The 24,040-nt window shown below is 57.7% G+C and carries 16 protein-coding genes and 1 pseudogene; 9 read left to right on the plus strand and 8 right to left on the minus strand.

Translation table 11 applies throughout. The features are described 5' to 3' along the window. Positions 1 to 339: 339 nt before the first annotated feature. Positions 340 to 1,395, minus strand: coding sequence for an HTH-type sugar sensing transcriptional regulator TrmB (gene trmB, locus EGD98_RS20345; protein WP_220590197.1), 1,056 nt, complete (start codon positions 1,393 to 1,395; stop codon positions 340 to 342). A 443-nt stretch (positions 1,396 to 1,838) separates the two neighbouring features. On the opposite strand from trmB, the gene EGD98_RS20350 reads away from it, so the two are divergent. The 3 genes from EGD98_RS20350 (at position 1,839) to EGD98_RS20360 (ending at position 6,324) form a co-directional block, all read left to right on the plus strand. Continuing rightward, the gene (locus EGD98_RS20350; RefSeq protein ID WP_220590198.1) at positions 1,839 to 3,344 is read left to right on the plus strand and encodes a phosphoenolpyruvate carboxykinase (ATP); all 1,506 of its coding nucleotides are present in this window, start codon (positions 1,839 to 1,841) and stop codon (positions 3,342 to 3,344) included. Positions 3,345 to 4,410: 1,066 nt separating this feature from the next. Beyond that, positions 4,411 to 5,682, plus strand: a complete 1,272-nt coding sequence (locus tag EGD98_RS20355; protein WP_220590199.1) for a HEAT repeat domain-containing protein — start codon at positions 4,411 to 4,413, stop codon at positions 5,680 to 5,682. 165 nt (positions 5,683 to 5,847) lie between these two features. Beyond that, complete coding sequence (locus EGD98_RS20360; protein WP_220590200.1) at positions 5,848 to 6,324, plus strand: hypothetical protein; 477 nt, start codon at positions 5,848 to 5,850, stop codon at positions 6,322 to 6,324. A 66-nt stretch (positions 6,325 to 6,390) separates the two neighbouring features. Here the strand turns inward: EGD98_RS20360 and EGD98_RS20365 are convergent, their stop codons facing one another. After that, positions 6,391 to 6,882 carry a hypothetical protein gene (locus EGD98_RS20365; RefSeq protein ID WP_220590201.1) on the minus strand — a complete coding sequence of 164 codons (492 nt, stop codon included), beginning with the start codon at positions 6,880 to 6,882 and terminating at the stop codon, positions 6,391 to 6,393. A 1,382-nt stretch (positions 6,883 to 8,264) separates the two neighbouring features. Here EGD98_RS20365 and EGD98_RS20370 point away from each other — a divergent pair. Next, positions 8,265 to 9,722, plus strand: coding sequence for an ATP-binding protein (locus EGD98_RS20370; protein WP_220590202.1), 1,458 nt, complete (start codon positions 8,265 to 8,267; stop codon positions 9,720 to 9,722). A 168-nt stretch (positions 9,723 to 9,890) separates the two neighbouring features. On the opposite strand, the pseudogene EGD98_RS20375 reads toward EGD98_RS20370, so the two are convergent. The 4 genes and pseudogenes from EGD98_RS20375 to EGD98_RS20390 form a co-directional block, all read right to left on the minus strand. Continuing rightward, positions 9,891 to 10,010: pseudogene (locus EGD98_RS20375) on the minus strand (IS5/IS1182 family transposase); the annotation flags it as partial. Between the two features lie 497 nt (positions 10,011 to 10,507). Beyond that, on the minus strand, positions 10,508 to 12,757 hold the full coding sequence (locus EGD98_RS20380; protein WP_220590203.1) for an AAA domain-containing protein: 2,250 nt from the start codon (positions 12,755 to 12,757) through the stop codon (positions 10,508 to 10,510). Positions 12,758 to 13,159: 402 nt separating this feature from the next. Then, positions 13,160 to 14,695 carry a peroxidase family protein gene (locus EGD98_RS20385; RefSeq protein ID WP_220590204.1) on the minus strand — a complete coding sequence of 512 codons (1,536 nt, stop codon included), beginning with the start codon at positions 14,693 to 14,695 and terminating at the stop codon, positions 13,160 to 13,162. A 714-nt stretch (positions 14,696 to 15,409) separates the two neighbouring features. Continuing rightward, complete coding sequence (locus EGD98_RS20390) at positions 15,410 to 15,778, minus strand: DUF6788 family protein (protein WP_220590258.1); 369 nt, start codon at positions 15,776 to 15,778, stop codon at positions 15,410 to 15,412. Between the two features lie 308 nt (positions 15,779 to 16,086). On the opposite strand from EGD98_RS20390, the gene EGD98_RS20395 reads away from it, so the two are divergent. From EGD98_RS20395 to EGD98_RS20405, 3 genes are all read left to right on the plus strand, one after another. After that, positions 16,087 to 16,779, plus strand: a complete 693-nt coding sequence (locus EGD98_RS20395) for a helix-turn-helix domain-containing protein (protein ID WP_220590205.1) — start codon at positions 16,087 to 16,089, stop codon at positions 16,777 to 16,779. 77 nt (positions 16,780 to 16,856) lie between these two features. After that, positions 16,857 to 17,906 (plus strand): ABC transporter ATP-binding protein, encoded by a 1,050-nt coding sequence (locus tag EGD98_RS20400; protein WP_220590206.1) that lies wholly within the window; start codon positions 16,857 to 16,859, stop codon positions 17,904 to 17,906. After that, on the plus strand, positions 17,903 to 18,817 hold the full coding sequence (locus tag EGD98_RS20405) for an ABC transporter permease (protein ID WP_220590207.1): 915 nt from the start codon (positions 17,903 to 17,905) through the stop codon (positions 18,815 to 18,817). Before EGD98_RS20400 ends, EGD98_RS20405 begins: the two co-directional genes overlap by 4 nt. Before the next feature lie 61 nt (positions 18,818 to 18,878). Here EGD98_RS20405 and EGD98_RS20410 read toward each other — a convergent pair whose 3' ends face one another. Together EGD98_RS20410 and EGD98_RS20415 are read right to left on the minus strand one after the other, a co-directional pair. Next, positions 18,879 to 19,889 carry an alcohol dehydrogenase gene (locus EGD98_RS20410; protein ID WP_220590208.1) on the minus strand — a complete coding sequence of 337 codons (1,011 nt, stop codon included), beginning with the start codon at positions 19,887 to 19,889 and terminating at the stop codon, positions 18,879 to 18,881. 203 nt (positions 19,890 to 20,092) lie between these two features. Next, positions 20,093 to 21,595 carry a class I adenylate-forming enzyme family protein gene (locus EGD98_RS20415; protein ID WP_220590209.1) on the minus strand — a complete coding sequence of 501 codons (1,503 nt, stop codon included), beginning with the start codon at positions 21,593 to 21,595 and terminating at the stop codon, positions 20,093 to 20,095. Between the two features lie 176 nt (positions 21,596 to 21,771). Between EGD98_RS20415 and EGD98_RS20420 the strand changes: the two genes are divergently transcribed. Together EGD98_RS20420 and lysA are read left to right on the plus strand one after the other, a co-directional pair. Then, positions 21,772 to 22,698, plus strand: a complete 927-nt coding sequence (locus EGD98_RS20420; RefSeq protein ID WP_220590210.1) for a glycosyltransferase family 2 protein — start codon at positions 21,772 to 21,774, stop codon at positions 22,696 to 22,698. Between the two features lie 77 nt (positions 22,699 to 22,775). Then, positions 22,776 to 24,032: a diaminopimelate decarboxylase gene (gene lysA / locus EGD98_RS20425; protein WP_220590211.1), complete on the plus strand. Its 1,257-nt coding sequence runs from the start codon at positions 22,776 to 22,778 to the stop codon at positions 24,030 to 24,032. The last annotated feature ends 8 nt before the right edge of the window (positions 24,033 to 24,040 follow it).

The following is a 24,040-nucleotide window of genomic DNA, read 5'->3' on the forward strand; positions in this document are numbered from 1 at the left end:
AGTTGCGCTCATCTGTGCGCCCTGGAATGAGTCGATTTCGGACGCTAGAGCCCATCTGACGACGAGAGGCCAGTCCAGTACCGTTCCCAAATTGCACAGGCGGCGCCACAGAGAGGGAAGAGATAGTTTTCGCTAAATGGGACGGTTATAGTGGTGTCCCAATTTGTGCCGTCGGATTCGGCAGGTGGGGATACCTTTCCAAGAGTACAGCGAAACGGGTCAGACAGCACCTCATCCTGAAAGCGATATGTCAGAGCCGGCGACGGGACCGGAGCGCGCTACGAAGCCGCCCAAATAGTCGTCGTTCACGTTCTCCAGACTCGTGTGACCACGCAGCAATCACGTCACCGTGGGCTGGGTTCCTCGATAGATTTTGATTTCGTGGGCCTCGATATCCTCGTACGCTGCGACCTGACCGCCGACGTCAACTAGACCATCGTCGGTCGCGACGACCAACGTCGCAACTTCCTGGTTCGACCCGGAGGCGACCTCGTCGACCCGGCCCTGAAGGACCCAACTGTCGCCGGTCTCGACGTCCCGACCGTCGATTGTCGCGTAAAACGTCCCATCCAGCGTCTCGAGGTCCGAAATACACCGCCGGATGGTACCGTACTGGCGCGGAAAGGAGAGTTCGGAGTCGTCGCTGGCTATCTCGTCCGCCGTCGTCCAGAGGACGGTATTGAGGAAGGCCGAGACCAGAAAGCCCAATTCGGAACGGTTGAAGATGACGCCGTAGCGGCCGGAATCGCCACCGATGGATTCCCGTGTGGCGAACATCGAGTAGGCCCCGTCGGCGACAGCCACCACCGGGGTCGTAATACCACGGCGGCCCTTGACGGTACTTGCGACACCCTCGTAGTCGAACGCATCGGGGTCGGGAGCGTCCGCAGCCGGTGACAGCAGAATCTGGGTGGCGATACCCGATTCCTGCCGGCGTCGGAGGGTGCTCTCGAAGCGCTCCAGCAACGACGGCGTCAGTGAGAGCATGAGTTCGTACTCGGCGGCGTCGATGACGTCCTCCAGATAGCGGAGGATACTGGGTCTGGACTTGACGAGCGAGACTGCCTCCGGCCCTCTGGCTGGCGTAGTGTACTGTGTGGAGAGGTCCTCGACTACGTCATCGAGCGAACGCTGGATATCCTCGAACGCCTCCCGAGGGTCGATGGCGAGCACTTTCATCGGTCGTGATTCCTCGATCTCGACAAGTCCTACCTCCCCAAGGCTCCGGACGGTGTCGTAGACGCGGGGCTGTGGAACGTCGGTACGCCTGGCGATTTCCGAGGCTGTCAGCTCACCATGCTGTAGGACTGCCAGATACGCGGCTATCTCGTACTCACCGAGGTCGAACCACGAGATGACACCTTCGAGGGACCCAGACAGTTCCTCAGATGGCATGGGAGACGATGAGTTGTATCGATACGACGTTCATTGGTTCGATTCCGTCGGTCAGACTCGACACCGACTCACGAGGACTCTTCGAGACGCTATACAACTGCCTATCTCTGGGCTGCGGTTTGGGGCACATGTACAACGGGCTCAATTAGCACTCAGTAACGAGACGGATATAATAACTGGTACCGATTGAATCGGCCACGCCACGGCCCCTATCGAAATTGGACCCAGCAGAGACGTACTTCTGAGACGGAAATGGTTGTTTCCACGACCCCCTGGTGGATGGGCCTACAGAGCGAGGTACTCTATTTGCTCCGCTCGACCGTGCATACCCAGGTGCTTCGGGACTGGATATATTGCAGAAGACGCCGACTCTACTGTAACTATTTACTACGCTTCCAGTACTGGTGTGTTTATTAGTGTATAGAGTGGGATGTCTGGTACGGATGCAACAGCCACCGGCATCAGCAACGAAGTTCGTAGCTGCGCTGCCCGATCCGAAGGAATCCGACACTGTGGAGTACAATCCGTCGTTCGAGCAACTGCGCGAATACTCCCAGCATATGGAGACGACCACGGAGTTCGGCTCGCCATCGTACGTGAGCGACGAGCGCTCGCGGAACGCCGATAAAACCAAAAACACCGTCGACGACGAGTTCGACCACACGGAGTACGAACTCGTCGATGACGCACTCTCAGCGCTCGAAAACAGGGAACAGGTCTGTCTCGACCGGCGGATGGGACGCCACGCTGACAACAGCTACGTCTGCCGGTACTACGTCCCCAAGGAGTACAGCCGTATCGCGCTTGGATGGGCAAAGCTCTTCGAGCCAGCCGACGCTGAGCGTGAACCGGATTTCCACACGGTCCAGGTTCCTGACTGGGACGAGGTTGCCGTCCGCGTGTTCCCGGAGGCTGGATTCACCGCCGTCCTCGGCAGCGACTACACCGGCGAAGCCAAGAAATCGTTCCTCAGGCTGTTCATGTATTACGCGAAACAGCAGGGTGGCCTCGGTCTCCACGCTGGGAGCAAACGGGTCGAACTGGAGACCGACGACGGCCTCGAAACCGTCGGACAGCTGTTTCTCGGGCTCTCGGGCACCGGGAAGTCCACGTTAACCACTCACGGATTGTGGCTCGACGAGCCCGAGGGCGCGACGATGCTCCAGGACGACGTCTGCGCGTTGCTCCCTGACGGCACCGTCGCCGGCAGCGAAGGGCAGGGGCTGTTCGTCAAAACCCACGGCCTCGACAGCGACACCGAACCGTCGATGTACGACGCGGTGACTGCCGAATCGGCTGTGCTCGAAAACGTCGACGTAGAGGCAAACGGGACGGTCGATTTCGATAGTGACCGCTACACCGCTAACGGGCGGGCCATCATCCAGCGTGCGGAACTCTCCTCGGCCAGTGACGAGATCGACCTGTCCGAGGTCGATCAGATATTCTTCATCACACGTAACCCGGCGATGCCTCCGGTTGCGAAGCTCACCCCCGAAGAGGCTGCTGTGGCGTTCATGCTGGGTGAGTCAGTTCAGACGAGTGCGGGCGACCCGAATTCGGCCGGTGAATCGACCCGCGTCGTCGGAACGAACCCGTTCATCATCGGGTCGGAAGGCGCTGAGGGCAACCGGTTTCGCGACCTCATCAGCAACCTCGACGTGGACTGTTTCGTGTTGAACACCGGCCGCGTCGGGCAGGTCGATATCGGCGTCGAAGAGACGGTGACGCTACTACGTACTATCGCACGGGGGTCCGTAGACTGGGCGTGTGACGGGACGACGGGACTTACTGTACCGGCTGACGTTCCCGGGATGGACATACACGAGTTCGACGTAGCGAAAGCCCTCCCCGACGCCGAGTCAGCGCTCGAGGAACTCCGGACGGACCGAGAGCGGTATCTCGCTCAGTTCGACGACCTCGATTCGGCCATCAAGAACGCGCGGTACTGAAACGCGGCGCTGTTTCCGAGCCCCAAGCGGCCGTGGACCCGAGGGTGGCGCTCGGTACCTCTGACATCCTTGTGCGATGTAGCAGTAGGTGCTGATTCGACGCCGGTGTGTAGGTACGCGTCAAGAGTGAGGCGGGCGGGTTCTGGCATAGGGCGCCAAGGAATTCTCCCAGCGCTAGTAGAGGCTGGAGTGATTCGGATGGTGTAGAGCGCTGGCGGACAGCCGAGCGAGATAGCTCGGTGTTCAAATACACCCGGCAGAAATATCAATTCTGAATACTATATTTATACTTGATTATTTGGGGTTTCGACCCTCTCGAAATGCCGTCCACGATCGAGTACAGAAGACCGATTGACGGTCTGTGAGTTATATAAGACCGACTCCGATAGCCGCCCGCGAAACGGCGATTCGCACCAACGGCTAACGGCTCTAGCTGTATGCCGCTTCGAATCGAAATCAGGACAAATTGCTCTATTTACAGCAATTACCAACAATATCAACCGCTCTTACTGAAATATTTTCCAAATAACTGCAGTCAAAACACGATGCCGAAACCGTCGGTTTATCGGATATGATATGAAACACGTTCAGGCTGTACTGTAACAAACTGGGCCCCGATTACAGACAGAGAGCCACAGAATCGGAGCCGTGTCGGAATTATAATTAGTATAGTAAAACGACGAACCTATTTGATGTCAAATTTGTTTAGACACGTCTTCTACTCACGGTCCATCCATATTACGACCAGGTCGTTAGCCGACCGGGACTCCATGATAGTGGGCTCCAGTTCTTCGAGACTCGGCGACAGAATCTGCTCTGTTTGCATTGGTGTATATGAAGAGGCTGTGAGAGATTAATCAAGCTCGAGTATGAAGCTATTGTAGTTGGAGGAACCTCATTCGGACTTCTCTGATAACCGACGACCAGGGTGACCGAAGATTGGCTTCCGATGTGGACTCACGGACGATATCTCCATTGACCTCGACTGGGATATGATACCCGCGAGTGGACGAACAAGCGGGCGACAAACCACATTACTAACCAATTGCAGTCCATAGAGCTAGTAATGTATGACTCGAACGACACCATTCAGGAGATTCTCGACGAGGGCACACTGTTCGAGCTGACTTACGAGGCGGCGGATGGAGAGAAGACGTTTCTTGTCACCCATCGGGCGGCGCCTCGGCCATCGATGATTCCGCTCGACGGCCCGCCAGTGTTTTATTTCGACGCATTTGGTGGCGAGCAGACACACAAAGTCACACTCCCAGAACTTCGAAACCTTACGCCGGTATCGGTCGACACCCTCGCCGACCCGCTGATGGACCACGCTATCTCCGCGATGGTTACGGTGGCAGACGAAACCCCGGAGTCCGTGGTGGTAGATGATGTCCTCTCGGCAATTGCCGCGACCAGTGACTCCGATGGGGACGTCTACAGTGTTTTGCAGTTGGTTTATTTGGTCATCGACGACCGCACGGAGGCGGTAGAGACACTCGTGGGGCCTGTGCTGCCACTATTACAGGACTCGGAGACCGCGATAGGTCGGGCGATTCTCGAGCAGGTGCTCGAGCAGATTGAGGCAGCACCAGAATCGTTCGAGCAGCACGTCCAGGCGTTCATCGCGCTTGCGGACCACCCAGTGTACGGTGTGACTGCACTCAGAGGGTTGGTCGAGCTCGCCGAAGCGGATGCCACGACGGTCCTCGACGCCATTCCGGCGCTAGAGGTGGCAGCCACCTCCGATGACGAAGAAGCCCGACAGTGGGCCGTCTACGCGCTCTCAGTGATCGCTGGTGACCATCCTGGGGCTGTGTATCCCGCCGTCGATGTGCTGATCGAGTGCCTCCAGCGGGGGGATGAATCTACGCTGACGAACGTGTTGTCCGCCCTGGGCAAGATCACGAGTGCGTATCCGGACGCTGCCGAACCCGTGACGGCAGATCTGGTGGCGCTACTCGACGACGAGTCCAAGCGCACACGGAACAACGCCGTCGGCCTCCTGGGAGATATCGCACAGCAACATCCCGATATCGTTGTCGAATATGCAGCGCCGATCGCCGGCCGTCTGTCGGACCCGAACATCCAAGCCCGCATCAACGCCTCGAGTGCACTGCTGGAAGCAGGGGAAGCCGACCCTGCGGCGATTCGGGCCCAGCACGAGGCTCTGGAGGCTGCGCTGGATGATGCCAGTCCGGAGGTCCGGGCAAATGCCTGTACACTAATCGGGAACAGTGAGGCGCCGGTGTCGGTCGAGTTGGTGAAGGAGGTACGCGACTCGGATCTGGATTCGACGGTTCGGGAACGGGCTGCGATGGCTGTAGAACGGCTCTCGTGAGATAGGTCCACGGTTCTCCTCGTGATGGACTAGCTTTGCTTCTGAAAGATTAGCGCTCGGGCCGAGTCCTTCGGCATACAGCGCTACAGCCGTTCCTGCTACGGCAGCCACTGAACCCGGCATTCCAGCCAGTAGCTTATTACCGGTCTGTCGGATACTCGGTCTATGTCCAACGCAGAGTCACGACCGTGCGAGTTCTGTGGCACCGAAGCAATGTCCAACACCGTCCTCACCAGTGAACCGACGATTCGATACCTGGATGGGCCTCCGATGGCCTCGGTCACCGACGTCGTACTGTGTTATGACTGTGCGCAGGATGTGACTGATTATCTGGAAGTGCGCACGAGCGACTCTGAGGAGACTGTCGAAGGCCCTGCACCGTTCGGTGAGGCAGATGCACAGGCGGTACTCGAGCGACTACAGGCGAACGACCAGCTCGTTCTGGAGACCGGCCGGGAATCGGGATATGGGGTGCGTGCAGTCGATGGTGACTGGAACCACGCGGTCTTCCGAGCGCCTGGTCCAGCGACGGTCGAGACGCTCGCACGTGATGACGTTCGAGAGATGATTGTCGGTGCGAAGCGACTGGCGCTGAAACAGTTCGACCCAGCTGCTTGGCGCCGGTTCGAGCACGATCCGTGAACAACTGTCGGTAGTGACGGAGGGGCCACCTCTACGCCTTCTCCTGCCGTTGACTACGGAGTCAAGTCATTCGTCGAGATCGTGGAACCGTTTGAACTCTGCTCGCTCTTCGGGGTCGTCGATCTCTTCGAGGACCTCACGCATCATTTCCTCTGTGCTCTTGATATCTCCGATCTCGTCCATCAGCTCCCGGGTCTCTTCGTCGAAGTCTGTGAAAGTTGTCGTGACTTCTCCCGGACCAGCCACGGTCGGGCGCTTGAACAGACACGTCCCGCAGATAGGGACGGTGTGCAGTTGGTGGTCGAACTCGTCGTCGCTCTCCCAATCGCCGACAGCGAGTCCGTAGTCGGCCATCTCTTCACCACGCGCGGCGACGAGGTCCGCTGCGTTACAGAAGGCGCAGGGTTCGGTCTGGGCCCCGGGCAGTTCGACCACCTGGGTCGTGATGGGCACGTAGTCGCCCAGTCGGCCACTCGTGGCATCACGAACTGCTGCGTCCGCCTCCAGGTCGGTGATCGATACCTCATCGTCAGCGCCGGCGTCATCGTCTTGGGTCATTGGTACCACTCTTCGATGGGGCGTCCTAACACTTTGCACACGCCTGCTGTCAGGACCGATCGGAACGGTCGTCACTTGTCCCGGTAATGCTCTGCTGCATCAGCCAGGGGTGGCACGGCATAGGTACTCTCCTCACAGCGAAATGTGGACTCCAGGGTAACGGACTAAATCGGCCAGTAGCGATTTCATGTGCTTCGAACTCAGTGTGAAACACTCGCTTCATTGTAAAAGAGCAAGAGGAATATATGGTTTCAGTGCGAGGTTAGAGTGGCTTGTGGGCCACACTGGGCTATGTATCCCGACCAAGGGATAGCCATGCAGAGATGCCACCTCCGCTAGAGCCTCGAAGCGCGTCCTACCTCAGGTCTACTGTTAATAGACCCTGCAAAGGGACGCCACCACACCTCTCGGCGCATGGGTATTTCCCATACGGCTCCACATGACGTGGTGCTCGTGTCTCCCAGAACCACTTTCGAGCCACAAGGGCGGGTCCGGCAGAGTGGTACCGCCTCCAACTCTACCATTCCCTTGGAGTCAGAGGTAGTAATGCTATCGTAGATGGGCTCAAAATCCATCCGTTACTCCTTCCTATCAATTGAACACCTCTCGGCTGCTGCGACGAGTGTACCAGGGCTGGGATCCACCCAGTGGCGCGCAACAACAGCCAGACAGTCACACATCGCTTTACGGTTCGCATCCATTCGATACGCCAGTGTATGACGGTGAGACTGTCTTGACTGGTGGGGGCCAAACGGCATCACCGGGTGAGCTAGTATCGTTGAGGGACTGCCAGTGAACACTACGGGCGTATACTGTTCAACTGCCACCCCCAGTGCCCGGTCACAATAATAATGCTGTTGTGGTCTCCCGGATTTGAACCGATAACTACTCGTCTCACATTTGTACCCTCACTCGGGCCCTCCCTCGCCGGAACGAGGACGGGCACTGCGTGCCCAGTGTTCCGAGTGCACTGGCTGTCGGGCTTTCATCCATCCAGGACTTGGGCGCTCGTTCGGGATGCTTTTCGCACCGTACCGCAGTGGGGATTGGACCGCAGGGTGGTTTGTCAGGGCTGGGTTACCCAACAACCACCGGTTTTTGCGGCATTGTGTTAGGTAATAGATGAGAAATTGACTGAACATGACTCCGAGCCGGTACCGAAGCACACTACGGAAAGTTCGACCCCGAAAGACTGCAGTACCATCGCACAACGTCTGAGACGCGCTACTCATTGTCGTTTAGCTTTGGGGATGTTCGGATCGCATGGTGTCTGATGCAGTTTCCAACTTCACTACGATATTGGTTACTCCAGTATGCAACTTCAGACTAATATTGTTAACTGCAGTCAACAATATTATGTCCCCACCGTCTCACACAGGCGTATGGACGACGCGAATCTACTGGCCCTGCTGAACCGGATGAATCTCTGGTGGGAGGGCGAGGAAGTGCAGGACTCTCTCAAGAAGGCAGACCACCGCCGTCGCGATTTCTACAAGATCAGAGAGCGTTTGATGACTTCCCAGCGGTCGATTATGACGGTCCGTGGCCCCCGTCAAGTAGGGAAGACAACGCTATGCGGACAGTTGATTGAATCCCTTCTCAAAGAGGACCATGTCTCCGGTGATCGGATCCTGTACCTCACAGTCGAAAACAGTTCGATTCTCTCCAACCCTGACGGCGTGATTGAGGACGCGATTGAGGTTTTCAAGACCAATATCCTTCAGAGGGACTTCCGAGACGTAGATGGGACAGTCTATATTTTCATCGATGAGGTGCAGAAAGCACCGAACTGGGCGGATACCCTGAAATACTACACTGATACGTACTCAAATCTCCAGTTCGTTGCTACCGGTTCGATCAGTACGCTGATTAAGAGTGACGCGGGTGACACACTAATCGGCCGAATGGACGAACGGATCATGATGCCGATGAAATTCATCGAGTACGTCCGCTATGAGTCCGTTATCGATGAGGAGACAGTCTACGACGAGTCTACCGAACTACGCTCCAAACTCGCAGAGAGTATCAAAGAGGGCGACTCAACGGCGCTCCGTGGTGCCCTTTCACGATTTTTCGGTCTCTACGAAAACAAGAAGCCACAGCTGAAGCGGCTGAAAGACGAGTATCTCCTCAAAGGTGGGTATCCCGGCGTCCTCGACGAGACAGTCCCCGACTCCTATACTGTCCTGGATACTGACTTGCAAAATACAATCACTGGCGATCTTGCGAACGTGTTCAACGTCGAAAAGCCAGCGAAGGTGCTTCGGGTTCTATCACTGTTGGCCGCGTCGACAGGCTCGAAGGTGAGCAAGTCCAGTATCGCTGATGCGGCTGATGTCAGTCGACAAACGGTCGACGCATATCTTGAGCATCTGGACGAGTTCTACCTAACCAACCGCTGTCCGACGTACACTGGGTCCGAGTACTCCGCTGGTGGCCTCCCGAAGATCTATCTCCAAGATGTTGGGATATACAATGCGTTGAATGGGACACTTGCTGAGTCCACGCTGGGGAACCCGGACGCGATGGGACCGATTTTCGAGACGGCTGTCTGTGACCACACCCGCCGCCTGCAATTTTTCTTATCGAATGCCCAGAACGCAGATATCTACTACAACGACTCAGGTGGCGAAGTCGATTTCATTCTTGACGGTACCGACTATCTCGTTCCCATCGAGGTGAAGAACGGCGACACTACGTCGCGATCGCTGCGTGGTCTGAAGCGGTTTATCGAGGAGCGTGATGCCGAATTCGGGATCTGCGTCAACAATTCGGACGTGCTTGACAATGAGGACAGTATTGTCCACATCCCTGCCTGGATGTACTTGTTCTTCTGTTAGATGACCCTGTCCGATTCGTTGTTGAGTAGACCCCGAGAGCAATGATTGCCAGTCAGCGATCCGCTGAGCTACGTGACGACGTCTAAATCGAATCCAACTGTGACGGCGGCGTCGGAATGCTGGTCCCGATAGTGCATAATAACCTCGGAGCCTGTCATAGAAACCGTCTCATAGCTTGAGCTTCTCACGACCCGGATCATTTCCCCGCTCAAAGTTGGTGATAGCAACGACAACTCGGAGACACAGTGCAAGGAACACTTCTGTTCGTGCATGGACGCGGCCTCGGGCGAAACGTTCGTATGGTGGGAGAGAAACCGGCGAATGTTCTGCTGAGCGACGATACCACCGCCGCGGCTCTCGAGATCGCCTGTCGAACGCTCATAGATTGTCGGTCTGTGGCCCGCCTCAGCTACCGCAATGCCGGTAGCGAGCCCACCCATCGACCCACCGGAAATGAGGACCTCGAGTTCACTCGACGACTGCTCAGCACGTTCGTGTGACACATGTCTCTTTGGTGGGCCGACAGTGAAAGGCCACGGGCTTGCTATTCGCCAGTGGCTGGTAGTTACTGCACCAGCGGACCCATCTTGGCGACAGTTGCGTCGCTCGGATGCCGGTGTCGCGACCAGTGCACCGTATGTAAAGTGTCAGATTCGTCATCGCATGTACAACAGCTCCAGACCTCTCCCGGGGCCAGCGGGCCGATTCCGTTGGCGTCTGTCTCTCAAGAGAGAACGTGACTCTCTGTCGGAAATTGTCGTCGCGAACAGCGTGTAGCCGTCTAACTAACCCTCTCTTTCGGAAACTGCGTCTCTCTGCTTGAGGTACGACCAGAGCGCATCGTAGGTATCTACACAGGATGGTCGATCAGTCTGTGTTCGAAGCGTGTCCCAGTCACCGACGAGGACGAGCCGATGTTTCGCTCTGGTCAACGCGACGTTCAATCTGCGTTCACCCTCGTTCGGAAAGGTCAGGAACCCGGTACGGCCGGCTTCGTTCGAGCGGACGAAAGAGACGATTATCGTACTCCGCTCACTTCCCTGAAACGAGTCGATCGTATCGACCTTGACGGGCGGGGTTTTTCCGTCGAGTCTATTCATAGCATCCTTGATTGCCCCGATCTGCCCTCGATATGGGGTTAGCACTCCGATCTCGTCAGGAGCGATTCCCTTCTTTATAGACTTGTACACCTCCGCTGCCACGACCTCGGCCTCGGCCTCGTTCCGATAGGAGTGGCCGTGAGACATCTGTTCGCTCCCAGAGACATCGAACGCAACTATTGGGGAGAGACCACTTCGGGTCCAGTGCTGATTGCGAGCGGCCGTCGTCAGTTGGCCGTCGTAGAACGCTTCGTTAGAGAAGGTCGCAATCTCCTCGTTCATTCGATACTGTCTCCGCAGGAGGGTCGATACGTGACTCCCATACCGATCCATCAGGTGCTCGAACAGAGACACCTCCATCTCCCGTTGCTCCAGTTCGGAGGAGGCGTACGGTGGGAGCTGCTTGTGATCGCCCGCGAGAATCGTTCGTTCCGCTGCAGAAAATGGGATAAGCGTCGCAGGTATAGATGCCTGTGACGCCTCGTCGACTATCGCGACATCGAATTCGTCAGTGTCGAACTGAGCGGCCGAGCTCATGGTCGCTGCAACTACATCGGCCGAACTACTGCTCTTTCCCACATACCTTTCGTTGACCAGAGCATTGCGACTCCCATTCCCGACTCGCGCAACCGAAAGTTCGCCTTCGAGTGCAGCGGCGTGGAGCGAATCCGAGTCGACGGTATCCATCGTGCTCGTTCCGACGATCAAGTTGTCTGTAGCCTGGTTGGAATGGGCACAGGTGAGCACCTTCTTTCCTTCTCGAGCGAGCGCACGTGTTAGTGCAATCAGTGTCCGTGTTTTACCTGTCCCTGGCGGGCCGTGGATACAATGGATGTGTTCGGCTGCTAACGCGCGCTCGGCTGCGTCCGATTGGTACTCGTTCAACGATGGAAAGGAGACGTCGCGAGCACGACTGGGGTCGTAGAGTACCGGATCGTTACCCGTTACAACGGCCGATTTCTCGTCTTTTTCTCGAGTAGTTTTGATGGCAGCCTCTTCTCGGTCGTAAGGCACGGCGTTGTGGAGTTTCCCAACACCCACTGCTCCGGTGTCCGCGTCGAAAACCTTCTGTAGCCCAGTTTTCGCATCCGAGTTCGTCCCGCTAGAGTCTAACACGACCGTTATGGTGTTTGTGTGTATCTTTTTGCTCCGGCCCTCTACTGGGAGTGCCGCCCTCTGTGAGTCTGCCAGTGAGACATCGCCGGCGTTCAGAATATCGATCATAACTTCGTTGTCTGGATAGAGGCCGAACGCCGCGGGAATACTCCGTTGCATCTTCTCTTTTGGCACGATGATTGTACAGATATCTCCCCCCGCATCCATCTCCGTGTACCGAATCGGCAATCCTACGGGAATCGCGTCGTGTTGCCGCCGGAAGCGGTCGTACGATAGTGAGTCGAAAGCCGATCGCATCTCGTCTCTCTCCGCATCACGCATATCCGCGACGAACTCCAGAAGGTGATCGTAGAACTGTTGTGCATCCACGTCTGTCAATTTCTCCGTCGGATTCACGACGGCCTTCGATTCTGGGCCCGCAGAAGTCTGGTCGACGTAAGATGGAACCACATCTGGCTCGAAATGGGCCGTCCAGAATCGGACCAGCCATCGATACTTCGTCTCGTCGATAGCGTCGACCCCAATTCGTCGAGTCGTGTTCTGTGACGTATCGAAGACACCGTAGGCTGGAATCAGGGCCGACTCCGAATATAATAGATATTCTCCAGTCAGCTCCGCAGAATCCGGTTCGTGAAGAGGAATCATCACTCTCCCGTCTGCATCGATGAGGGAATCGTGCGCCGCACACGACCGACGGACATGCTCCATCGAAAACTCGAGAGTAGTACCCTCCATATCGATCTGGAGTGAGTTCCCATCGACGAGACTCGTATCTAAACGCTCGAATTCGTCCGCGACGTCTGCAAGGCAGACACCCATTTACGTGCCTTTGTTTATCCTTGGAATAAAGATGCACGGAAGTGATTGCAAGATACGAACCTGGGTTCCGTCCGGCAGTTTTTCACTCAGCTGGTAGCTGATAACGGTCAGATTCACTCACATAGTAATCTAACCGCGGCAACTCCGTCTCGTCCGAGTAGCGGCCATGGCTCCACTGTTGGGACGCCATCAAAAGTGGGTTCCCCCGAAAACAGGGCCGTCCCGACCGAGTCTCGACGACACTCGTAGCCGACGAAGGGTGGCATCGATGTGTGTCAGCAGTCGGCCGTGACAGCAAAAATCATCCATCAGACCCCCCAGACGCTGTGTCCCGCCGGGGGAGCTGTCAGGGAATCAGCGATTCGGAACCCCGCTTACCGGCGTTACACCAGCGGACAGTAGCTATTCCAGGTCGAACCGGTCGTTGGTCATCACTTTGTGCCAGGCATCGACGAAGTCCTGCACGAATTTCTCCTCCTCGCTCGCGTAGACGTCTCTGAGGGCCCGCAGTCGGGAGTTCGAGCCGAAGATGAGATCCACGCGGCTGGCTTCCCAGACCACGTCGCCGGTTTCGCGGTCACGCACCTCGTATACCTCCCTGGGGCCCGAGGTGGCGTCCCATTCGTAGTCCATATCCAGCAGATTCTCGAAAAAGTCGTTGGTCAACGTCCCCGGGCGGTCTGTGAACACGCCGAGTTTCGAGTCCTGATAGGTGGCACCCAGAGCGCGCATTCCGCCGACAAGCACCGTCATCTCCGACGGCGTCAAATTAAGCAGGTCCGCCCGGTCGACCATGAGTTCCTCAGCGAGCCCATCGTACTCGCCGTCGAAGTAGTTGCGGAAGCCGTCGATTCGCGGTTTGAGTGCCTCGAACGACTCCTCGTCGGTCCGCTCCTGTGAGGCGTCAGTTCGCCCCGGCTCGAACGGGACCGTGACATCGTACCCGGCATCGGCGGCCGCCTGCTCGATAGCCGCATTGCCACCCAGTACGATGAGGTCCGCCATGGAGACCCGCACGTCGTCGGAACAGGCGTCGTTGAACTCCGTCTGGATTTCCTCGAGCGTCGAGAGCACCGTCTCGAGGTGCTGTGGTTCGTTGGCCTCCCAACTCCGCTGTGGTTCGAGTCGTATCCGGGCACCGTTGGCACCGCCTCGCTTGTCGCTATCGCGGTAGGTGGACGCCGACGCCCAGGCAGTCTTGACCAGCTGTGACACCGAAAGCTCCGAGTCGAGCAGTTCCGTTTTGAGATCGGCGGCTTCTCGTTTGCCGATAGTGTCGAAGTCAGCATCCGGAAGCGGGTCCTGCCACAGCATCGTCTCCTCGGGTACGTCGGGGCCGAGGAATCGCTCCGGCGGCCCCATATCACGGTGGATGAGTTTGTACCACGCCCGGGCGAAGGCATCCAGGAACTCCATGGGATTGTCCCGATAGCCTTCGATAATCTCCCGGAGCTCGGGGTCCCGCTTGAACGCGATATCCGCCGTCATCATCATCGGCGCGTGTTTTTCGGCGGGGTCGTGTGCGTCCGGAACGGTGTCCTGAAGCTCCTCGTCGACAGGTTTCCACTGTTTCGCACCGGCAGGGCTCTCCGTCAGCTCCCACTCGTAGTCGAGCAGGTTATTCAGATAGGAGGTGTCCCACATGGTCGGCCACTGGTTCCACGCTCCTTCGATGCCGCTGGTGGTCGTCTCGGACCCCGTGCCGGCGTCTGGCCACCCCAGTCCCTGTGCCTCGATAGGGGCCGCCTCGGGTTCGGGGCCCATGTCGTCGTCCGAGGCGCCGTGTGACTTCCCGAACGTATGCCCACCGGCGATGAGTGCGGCCGTCTCCGCGTCGTTCATCGCCATTCGGCCAAACGCCTGGCGGATACGCTTGGCCGACTTGCGCGGGTCGGGGTCGCCATCCGGTCCCTCGGGGTCGACGTAGATGAGTCCCATGACGGTGGCCCCGAGCGGTTCCTGTAGCTCGTCGTCAGCATCGAACCGCTCGGCCTGTGGTGCTTAGTTTGCGTGGGTTTACCGGCCATAGTGCGGAACAACGGAACTGAAACAGAGAGTTAGCCTTGGTCGAACTGTTGCTGTTGGCAAGTCCGTTCAGTGAGAGCAACGAGTGGAGACACCCGATTCCGAGTTAGTATCCGGCCGCAGTAATGCGGTTCATGCAGTGAACAACGTTCATGGACACCTGATTCCGAGTTAGATCAGGTGCGGGGGAACTCGTAAGGGAGTGCAACTTCAGCATTATTTGTTCGAAACTTGAATAGAACGGAGGACACACGCCTGATTCCGAGTTAGTACCGCTATATCTGTCTGTCTCACTCGCTGAGATTGTCGTTGTAACTCGGAACTAGGTGTGTTCTCACTAGCTACTAGACTAGTTACTAGACTGGTTGGCAGACTAGTTGCCAGATTAGTTATTAGAATAGTGTACTAGCTAGACAAGCGATAACAACGACAACACACTACCACTATCTAGAACCACTTTCCTAGTTAGGATTGGTTTCGTAGCTGTTGTTGAGAAATCGTCCAGCCAACAAGTCCCAGTCCAAACGGGGGGGAGGGGCATCCCTGCAACTCCCACTAACTCGGAATCAGGTGTGTGTGTCCCCCGGAAGGTCTCGACACAGTCACCAGCGGTTCGATGGGACCCGCTCAGGCTGGATCGACAGGGGCCACGTACTGGCTCTTGACTTTGTCGCCGTCCCGCCACTGGAGGTAGTAGTACTCCCGCCCGTTGATTGTCTTCGTCGTCAGAGTCCCTTTCGATGCGGATATCCCGGCCTTCTCACGAGCTGATTCGAGCTTGTCTTCCCACTCTTCATCATCGTCCCAGTCGTCAGGTCTCTCGACTGCCTCGGCAGACGATTCTTCTCGGGTGGATCTCTCAAGCTCCGCAACCAGTGTTTCCACGTGTTGAATGGCGTCACGACGGTGTTGCTTGATAACTGATTTATCACTCTCAGCTGCTTGTATCGCACGGAGGTGTTCGAGCGCCTCGATTGCGTGGTCGCGGTCGCCCATATGCTAACCAACAGACTCCGCAGAACCATCTATTTGTTGGTTAGTTCAATGCGGTCTGACCTATATTATTTCCACGTCTCAAAACCTGTAGCTCGGTCAACAGGTGGATGCGAGCAGCCTCGACAGTCCCTCGGTGATGTGGTCGGGTTCAGAGAGTCGTTCGGTACGTGCCATTCCTGTCACGGCCTAACACCGGCTTCCCGCCGATTCAGGACTGCCGAGTACGCGTGAAACGACAGTGACTGGACCTCTGCGAGGCAGTTCAGCCGTATCCATACACATAAAAGAGTCGGGAGAAAATCACGGATATGGCACTTGTCGCTGAATATGAACTCCAATGTGCGGACTTTCCGCTCGTCAACGTCGCAAGAAATGTTCCTGAAGCGACAATAGAAGTAGAACTGCAGTTCAATCACGGCGACCAGCCGCCGTTCATCGTTTATGTGATGCACGCTCCGGATGAGGCAGTCGAACAGGCCTTCGAGTCCTCGCCGTTCGTCGGCGAGTATACACTCGTCGGGCATGCTGGTGAAACATATCGGTACCGCGTTCTCCCGGCTGTGGGGTTAGAGGCTCAGCTCGGCGACCAGATTGAGGACCTGGACGGGCTCCGTGCCTTGGCTGAGGCCGATGCTGTCGTTGAGCGAATCCGCGTGACATCACGGGGGTGGGTCCAGGAAGCCTGGTTTGCCGACCGTGACGCGTTCGATGAGTTCCGGACCTTCTGGCAGAGCAACTGCGGTTTCGAACTCCGACGGCTCACGAAGGACGGTGAACCCAAGCAACCGGGCGACGGACTGACTGACCCCCAGCGTGAGGCGCTCAGGACGGCCTACGAGATGGGCCACTTCGAGGTTCCCCGATCGGCGTCGCTGTCTGAGGTCGCCGACGAACTCGGGATTACCCCGTCCGCAGTATCGGAACGGCTACGGCGTGCGCAGACGCATATCGTCGAGACGACAGTTGCATCGACCTGGCCGAAGCTACCTGACAAGTACTAGATTTGGTGGCTATTTAAATTGCACCACAGTTGGGGGCTACCGTTAGGCCGTCCGAAGTCGAACTAACTCATCCAGTTATGCCATCTGAACAATCACACGATACCAGTGTATCCACTGCGGGCGAACTCGCTATTGACGCCCGGAACGTCCACGTCACATATGCCGACGGTACAGAGGCCGTACAGGGTGTCGACTTACAGGTCGAATCCGGCGAATTTTTCGGATTTCTCGGACCGAACGGCGCCGGCAAGACAACGACCATAAAGACGTTTGCGACGCTTTTGCATCCGACTACTGGAACAGTCCTTGTCAACGGGTATGACGTCGAGACGAAGTCGACAGCCGTTTGTGAATCCATCGGCTATATGGCCCAGGAGACCAGCGTCGACGAGGAGCTCACCGCCCGTGAGAATATTCGGTTTGCCAGCAAAGTCTATGGGGTGCCAAGCGACGAACGTGCCGACCGTGTCGAGCAGTTGCTGGACCTGGTGAATCTCACAGATGTCGCCGACACTCGAGCCGAGAACTTCTCCGGTGGGATGAAAAAGCGCCTGGACGCAGCGACGGTTCTCGTTCACCGACCCCCGATTGTGTTTCTTGACGAACCCACGACTGGTCTGGACCCCGAAGCCAGGATTGCCTTCTGGGAGTATTTGCGCCGGATAAACGAACTCGGGACGACCGTGTTCCTGACGACACAGTACCTCGAAGAGGTGGACCGGCTCTGTGACCGTATTGGCCTGCTTCAGGACGGGCAGATTGTCACGACTGACACGCCCGAATCACTGAAATCGTCGATCGGCGGGGAGATTCTCGAACTCCAACTGGAAGAGCCGAGCGCCAACCGGATGGACCACGCGAAACGGGCCATTCGACAGTCCGATGTCCTCGATGACTCGACGGTGGAGACGACCGAGACGACACTGAGAGTCAGAGCTGCGGAGGTCCGTGAGAACGCGAGCGCTCTTCTGGTCTCGCTGCACGAGGCCGGTATCACCGTCACCGGCTTCGAGGTACACTCTCCGACGCTCGACGACGTCTTCCTCGAACTAACTGGAAGCGAGGCGGTGACGGCCGAGGACGAGACCGAGACACCTGCCGTTGACCAGCAGGAGGTGGCCAGATGACGCCCGCACCCGAGGAGTTCGAGGTCTCAGGAGCCGAAACCGCAGAACGGGCGTCCGGAAGCGACACCCTCACTGACGTGTGGTTCAGCCTCGAACGGTGGCTAGTCAAGACAACACGGAACCCCTTCGTGACGTTCTCCTCGCTGGTCCAGCCAGTCATCTTCTTCGTGTTGATGGCGGAGGTCGTCGGGGCGATTGCCAGCGGGATTCTTACCGAAACTGTCGGAGATATTCACTACGTTTCCTATCTCACACCGGCGATTACCATCCAGTCGGCCCTCGCCGCCGCCGCTGTCTCGGGTATCGGTCTGGTCGACGATATCGAGACTGGGATGTTTGACAAGCTGCTTGCGTCACCGATGCACCGAAGTGCGATGTTCCTCGGGAAGATACTCTCGGAGGTAATCCGAATCGCCGTTCAGACGGTCATCATCCTCCTCCTCGGATTCGGTCTCCTGACGCTCAAGACGGGAGCCGGCGTCGGCGAATTCGTTCGGACAGGTCTCCTTGGTATCGTCGGTATCATCGCCGTTGCGGTGCTGTTCGGTGGTGTGTTTATGGCCTTTTCCAACGTGGTGGCGCTGATAACCCGAGATAGAGAGGCGACTATCATGATCGCGAACCTGCTTACGTTTCCGCTGCTGTTCGTCTCCAGCGCGTTCGTTCCGCTCGCAGCGTTGCCGAACTGGATTCAAACGCTCGCGGTCGTGAATCCGATCACCTATGGGGTCGACGCAATCCGCGCGTTGCTACTCGGACGCGGCGTCGCATCAGTCGTTGAGCTCAGTTCGCTGCCGGGTCTCTGGGGAACTGTCGCCCCGGCTGTCGCTGTCTTGCTGGGGTTCAATATCGTGTTGGGTGGCGTCGCAGTTAGCTTGCTCAACCGGGCCTCGCGAGCCGCAGTCAAATAACCGAGCGTAGTGCCTGCAGTTCCCGCGTAGTCATGCTCGTGTGACCGACCGGTGTCACCGGCTATGGTTCCAGGACGGGTTTGAACTGCGTCTCGTTTCTCATCATATCACTGTAGGCGTCCTCGACCCGGTCCAGTGGATATGTTTCGACCATGGGTTCGATGTCGTTTCTCGCGCTAAAGGCGAGTGTCTCGGTTGCGTCGCCGGCGTGCCCGCAGTCCCATCCCTGTAGGGACTGGCGGTTGCTGACGAAGGGACCGAGGTTGAGACTCACCGGCTCTTCAGGGAGGCCGACAACGACAAGTTCGCCGTTGACAGCGAGTCCCGGCACAACAGATTCGATCGCCCCACTGCTGGGGGCAGTCGCAAGAATGACATCAGCCCCGCCGAGAGACTGAAGCGTTTCCCCGGGGTCGGAACCATCCGTATCGACGTACTGGTCGGCGCCGAGTTCTTTCGCGAGCGACCGCTTTTCGCTCCCCCGCGAGAGAGCAACTGTCTCGTATCCCGCGACACTCGCGAATTGAACGCCCAGGTGACCGACGCCGCCGATACCCAGAACGGCGACGACATCGCCCTGTGTCGCACTGCTGTGCCGGAGCGCGTTGAACGCAGTCATGCCTGCACAGACGAGCCCAGCCGCGTGTCGCGCTTCGAGGGACTCTGGAACCGAAATGACTGCTTCTGGTCGGGCGACCATGAACTCCGCGTAGCCGCCATCGCTGGTTACGCCCGTCATCCGCTTTCGCTCACAGTTCGTAAAGTCACCACGACCGCACTGCTCACATGAGAAACAGTGTCCGCCGTGCCAGCCGACGCCCACACGCTGCCCGGGCTCCCAGGCGGTCACCGCCGAACCGACTGCGTCGACACGTCCGATGACTTCGTGTCCGGGGATGCGTGGGTAGTTGATGTCCAGCCCCGGTATCGTTCCCTCCTTGACGATAGAATCACTGTGACACACGCCACAGGCTTCGACCTCGATACGAACGCCGTTCGACGGCGTCTCAGGGACCGGCCGGTCGACAACTTCGAAGGATTCGCCCGGTGAGGTGACCTGTACGGCTGACATACGTCGGTCTGTTAATGGCATAACTTGTCGGAAGGCCACCAACTGCTTCCGTATAAACGCTTATATTCGAACTGGCGTCAGTGAACACTGTCCGTGGCGGTCGTCACCGACAACGTGCGCTCCGGGTGTTCAGCCACACCAGCCACCGGTCTGTGTAGCGTCTATGCGTCGGCCTGGGGCTCACTCACTGCTCTCGTGGATGTCTATATCGGTGCGCTGTTTGGAATGTCCTCTACGAACTCGAATTCGCGTGGCCGCTTATAATCCTCCAGCATCTCGCTATCGAGACAGTGGTCCTCTAGCTCCTCGGCGGTGACACTGTCGGCGACGACGAGGGCTTTCGGTACTTCGCCCCACTCGTCGTCGTCGACGCCGAACACATCGACCGACTCCACCGATGGATGGGAGAGAAGCGCTGCTTCCACGTTCTCGGGATAGACGTTTTCACCGACGAACTTGATCCGGTCGTCAAGGCGACCGGTAAGGCGATAGTACCCCTCGGGTGTCTCAAGGGCCGCGTCACCGGTGAAATACCACCCGTCGATAATCGTTGCGCTGGCGCTGTCGTGGTCGCTCCAGTATCCCTCGAACGCACAGACGGTGTCCCGTCGGATTATCAGTTCGCCTTCCTCGCCGGGCGGGGTGACTTCGGTCGGGTCATGGGAACCCATTTCGACTGTCCGCATATTATCTGACGAAGCGAACCCAAAGATTCGGTGGTCGTCGTGGTTCCGGAGGTTTATTTTCGTGTACGGTGGGAATATCTCGCTCATCCCGTACACGTTGTACAGATACTCCGGATTGATCACACTCTTGAACTGCTCGAACAGCTCATCGCTGATTGGTGCCGCCGTGGATGTCACGAAGTTCACCGAGCCGAACAGACTCCGGTCATACTGCTCGGACGCTCGCCACACGCTGAGTGTCCGGTCGAACATGATGGGGACAGCGTGGAGCGCGGTGATATCCTCTTCGTCGATCACCGCCAGGTTATGTTCGGGTTCGAACTTGGGAGCTGGGACGTAGGTGCCCTCTGTGGCCACCATTGTCAGGAGATTGCCGTGGAATCCGACGGTGTGACACAGCGGAATCTCCCCGAGCAAGACGTCGCGGTCATAACTCCGCTGGCTGTGAATGTGGTGGAACACTCGGTTGACGCCGACGCGATGGGTGATTTCGATACCACTCGGCTTCCCGGTGGTTCCGGAGCTGTACTGGATGACGCTCAGATCGTCCGGGGAAACCGACACCGGCTCCGGGTCGGACTCCCGGTGGAGGCTTTCGAACTGGTCGATACCGGACTGGGATGTCTCGCCGGTCGTGACGAACGTATCGCAGGCCAGTTCGGCCTTGAGATCAGCGACGAGCTCACCGATTTCTTCGCCGTATACGATGAGCTCCGGATCCATATCGGCGACGAAGAACCGCAATTTATCGGCGTTAATCCGAAAGTTAAACGGGACAGCGACAGCCCCGATACGTTGGACAGCGAGCGCAGTGAACACGTGCGCTGGTGTGTTCGCTAAGGCGATACCGACGCGGTCACCGGGGGCGATATCGTAAGCCTGCAGGCCCGCAGCGATGCGATCTACCCGTTCATCCACTGTGGCGTAACTGTAGTGTTCTCTCGTTCGGGCGTCGATGATAGCGGTCTGGTCAGGAATCTTCTGTACTGTGTTTTTGAACAGCTCGTCGACGGTCCACATAAGTGCCAAACGCACCCAGCCACGTTTAAATTTATATATGTATTAGAGAAATCATCTGGTGGAGGACACTCGCCCGGCAACGGTACCGCTCGCTCGATTGCACTACTACGTTCTCACGGTGTTTATTTCAGCTGAATATCGTAAATTATGTGCAAGGAGACACAGTTTTTCGGACTATGGAGTACACGGTCGGGATAGTCACTTACGAGCGACCCGAGAGTATCGGGTCCCCGCTTGACAGTCTCCTCTCGCAGACTCGGCTTCCGGATGAGTTACTCATCGTAGACGACAGCGACAGCTCGAGAACAACGCAGGTCGTCGAGTCGTTCCGTCCGAAATTCGAGGCTGCGGGCGTTCGACTATCGTATACTCGTCGCTCTGGGGGTCGGAGCATGCCCGGCGCACGGAACGATATCATCGAGGCCGCCACTGGCGACGTCGTCTGTTTTATCGACGACGATGTCGTCTGCGAAGAGTCCTGGCTCGCCGCCATAGACGACGGGTACAGTCGAGACGACGTTGCAGCCGTCTGTGGTCCGGCGATTCGGACCGACCAGGACCTCATGCCTACGGACACTCGTATTACCGATCAGACGAACCGCAACACTATCAGCGAATACGGGGAAGTAAACGAGATATCCCACTGCTGGATACCACCATCACCCGTCGAGACGGAGGCTGGAAGAGGCGCCAACATGTCGTTCAGGATCTCCGCACTCGAAGCGATTGGCGGTTTCGACACCCGGTACGAGGGCCCGGCGGTGTTCGAGGAGTGGGATGTCATGGCACGTCTCAAGCAACGGGGGTTTGACCTCCTCTATCAGCCCGAGGCTACGGTCTACCACTTCGAAACCGAGGAGGGTGGGGCGCGCACTGATGACAACGTCCGACCGACGAGCTACTGGTACGCGAAAAATAGCCTCCTCTTCCGGCGGAAAAATTTCCGCGAGACCTTCTATCGGTCCGTGGCACTGCTGTTTTTTGTTGGGACGAGTCAGCTCCCGCCAATCTGGCGCCGCATCGCTGCACTCGTGGCACTTGACACCAGCCAGATTGCCTGGTTGAAGGGGTACTGGCACGGTCTCAGTGCAAACACGGCGTAAGCCACGGTCCGAGCAGTTACACTGGTAAAGCGTCGTCGCGCACAAATATTAAATGAGCCACGGCTGGCACTATCAGTATGTCTCGGACGATTGCGGAACGAAAGGAGCGTCTCGCAAAGCATGCTGACGAGGTCGCGGAGTCGGTCGGCACTCCCGCGCTCATCTTCTTCGAGGCCGACGTACGCCGGCAGTACGACCGTCTCCGGTCAGCACTCGACGCTCACTACCCCGACTCGACCGTGCACGTCGCGGTCAAAGCGAACCTCGTTCCCGGGCTTCTTGGACTGTTGGCGGACCGTGGTGCCAACGCCGAAGCCTACGCAAACTGTGAGTTCGAAGTGGCACGCCGCGCCGACTTCGACCCTGCGGACATCTTGTTGACGGGAATGAACAGGGACGAGTCGACTGTCCGTCGGATACTCCAGGCTGGCACGTCACAGATACTGGTCGATAACATCTCTGAGCTCCGCTCGCTCGCATCGGTCTCCCGGGATCTCGGGATACAGTGTGACGTGTTGCTGCGGGTGAATCCTGCGGTGGATATTCCGACCCATCCTGCTATCACGACTGGCGATCGCGGGAGCAAGTTCGGGATGTCGGTCGCGAGTGGCAGCGCTCTCGAGGCTGTCCGTCGGACCGTCGATGCGGACGGGCTCCGTCTTCACGGGCTCCACTGTCACCTCGGGAGTCAGATCGATAGCGTCGAACCGTACAAGGTGGCGACACAGAGCCTGATGGATTTCGTCGCCGAGGTGCGAAAAGAGACAGACGAGACGGTAGACGTGCTCGATATCGGCGGCGGATTCCCCATCCAGTACCGGGAGTCGGTGCCCGACATCGAGGCGTACGCGGCGGCAATCGGAAACGAAATCACTGCGGCCTGCACACGGGAGGGGCTCGACCCAGTCGAACTCTATCTGGAACCTGGTCGATACCTGCTTGGGCCCTGTGGGACGCTTCTGGGCTCGGTTGGTGTTTTGAAAGAGACACCAGAGCGTCGGTTTGCGGTTCTGGATGCGGGAACGAACACGGTACTCACACGACAGGAGGTGCCAATATACTCGCCCGACGCCGACGGCGAGGAACGCACCTATGCCGTCGTGGGCCCTCTCTGTTACTCGGCTGATGTATTTGACGAGAACGTAACACTCCAACGACTGGCAGAAGGCGACCTCGTGGCCATTGACAAGGTCGGTGCGTACACGGTTGGTCGCGAAATGCACCTGAACGGTGCTCCGAGACCCCCGATCGTTATTATCGGCGACGACGGGCACCGACGGGTGGTTCGAGAACGAGAAGCCTGTGAGGATGTCATCCCCGGTGTAAACGGGTGAGATCAGGG

The organism is Haloarcula salinisoli (assembly GCF_019599405.1).
In the GTDB taxonomy this organism is placed as follows: domain Archaea; phylum Halobacteriota; class Halobacteria; order Halobacteriales; family Haloarculaceae; genus Haloarcula; species Haloarcula salinisoli.

Excerpts from the sequence above, each read along its gene's own strand:
- EGD98_RS20370 (WP_220590202.1), top strand. The coding sequence starts at position 8,265 with ATGGACGACGCGAATCTACTGGCCCTGCTGAACCGGATGAATCTCTGG.
- EGD98_RS20380 (WP_220590203.1), bottom strand. The coding sequence starts at position 12,757 with ATGGGTGTCTGCCTTGCAGACGTCGCGGACGAATTCGAGCGTTTAGAT.
- trmB (WP_220590197.1), bottom strand. The coding sequence starts at position 1,395 with ATGCCATCTGAGGAACTGTCTGGGTCCCTCGAAGGTGTCATCTCGTGG.
- EGD98_RS20410 (WP_220590208.1), bottom strand. The coding sequence starts at position 19,889 with ATGTCAGCCGTACAGGTCACCTCACCGGGCGAATCCTTCGAAGTTGTC.
- EGD98_RS20360 (WP_220590200.1), top strand. The coding sequence starts at position 5,848 with ATGTCCAACGCAGAGTCACGACCGTGCGAGTTCTGTGGCACCGAAGCA.
- EGD98_RS20415 (WP_220590209.1), bottom strand. The coding sequence starts at position 21,595 with ATGTGGACCGTCGACGAGCTGTTCAAAAACACAGTACAGAAGATTCCT.
- EGD98_RS20385 (WP_220590204.1), bottom strand. The coding sequence starts at position 14,695 with ATGGGACTCATCTACGTCGACCCCGAGGGACCGGATGGCGACCCCGAC.
- EGD98_RS20350 (WP_220590198.1), top strand. The coding sequence starts at position 1,839 with ATGCAACAGCCACCGGCATCAGCAACGAAGTTCGTAGCTGCGCTGCCC.
- EGD98_RS20365 (WP_220590201.1), bottom strand. The coding sequence starts at position 6,882 with ATGACCCAAGACGATGACGCCGGCGCTGACGATGAGGTATCGATCACC.
- EGD98_RS20405 (WP_220590207.1), top strand. The coding sequence starts at position 17,903 with ATGACGCCCGCACCCGAGGAGTTCGAGGTCTCAGGAGCCGAAACCGCA.
- lysA (WP_220590211.1), top strand. The coding sequence starts at position 22,776 with ATGTCTCGGACGATTGCGGAACGAAAGGAGCGTCTCGCAAAGCATGCT.
- EGD98_RS20355 (WP_220590199.1), top strand. The coding sequence starts at position 4,411 with ATGTATGACTCGAACGACACCATTCAGGAGATTCTCGACGAGGGCACA.
- EGD98_RS20395 (WP_220590205.1), top strand. The coding sequence starts at position 16,087 with ATGGCACTTGTCGCTGAATATGAACTCCAATGTGCGGACTTTCCGCTC.
- EGD98_RS20390 (WP_220590258.1), bottom strand. The coding sequence starts at position 15,778 with ATGGGCGACCGCGACCACGCAATCGAGGCGCTCGAACACCTCCGTGCG.
- EGD98_RS20400 (WP_220590206.1), top strand. The coding sequence starts at position 16,857 with ATGCCATCTGAACAATCACACGATACCAGTGTATCCACTGCGGGCGAA.
- EGD98_RS20420 (WP_220590210.1), top strand. The coding sequence starts at position 21,772 with ATGGAGTACACGGTCGGGATAGTCACTTACGAGCGACCCGAGAGTATC.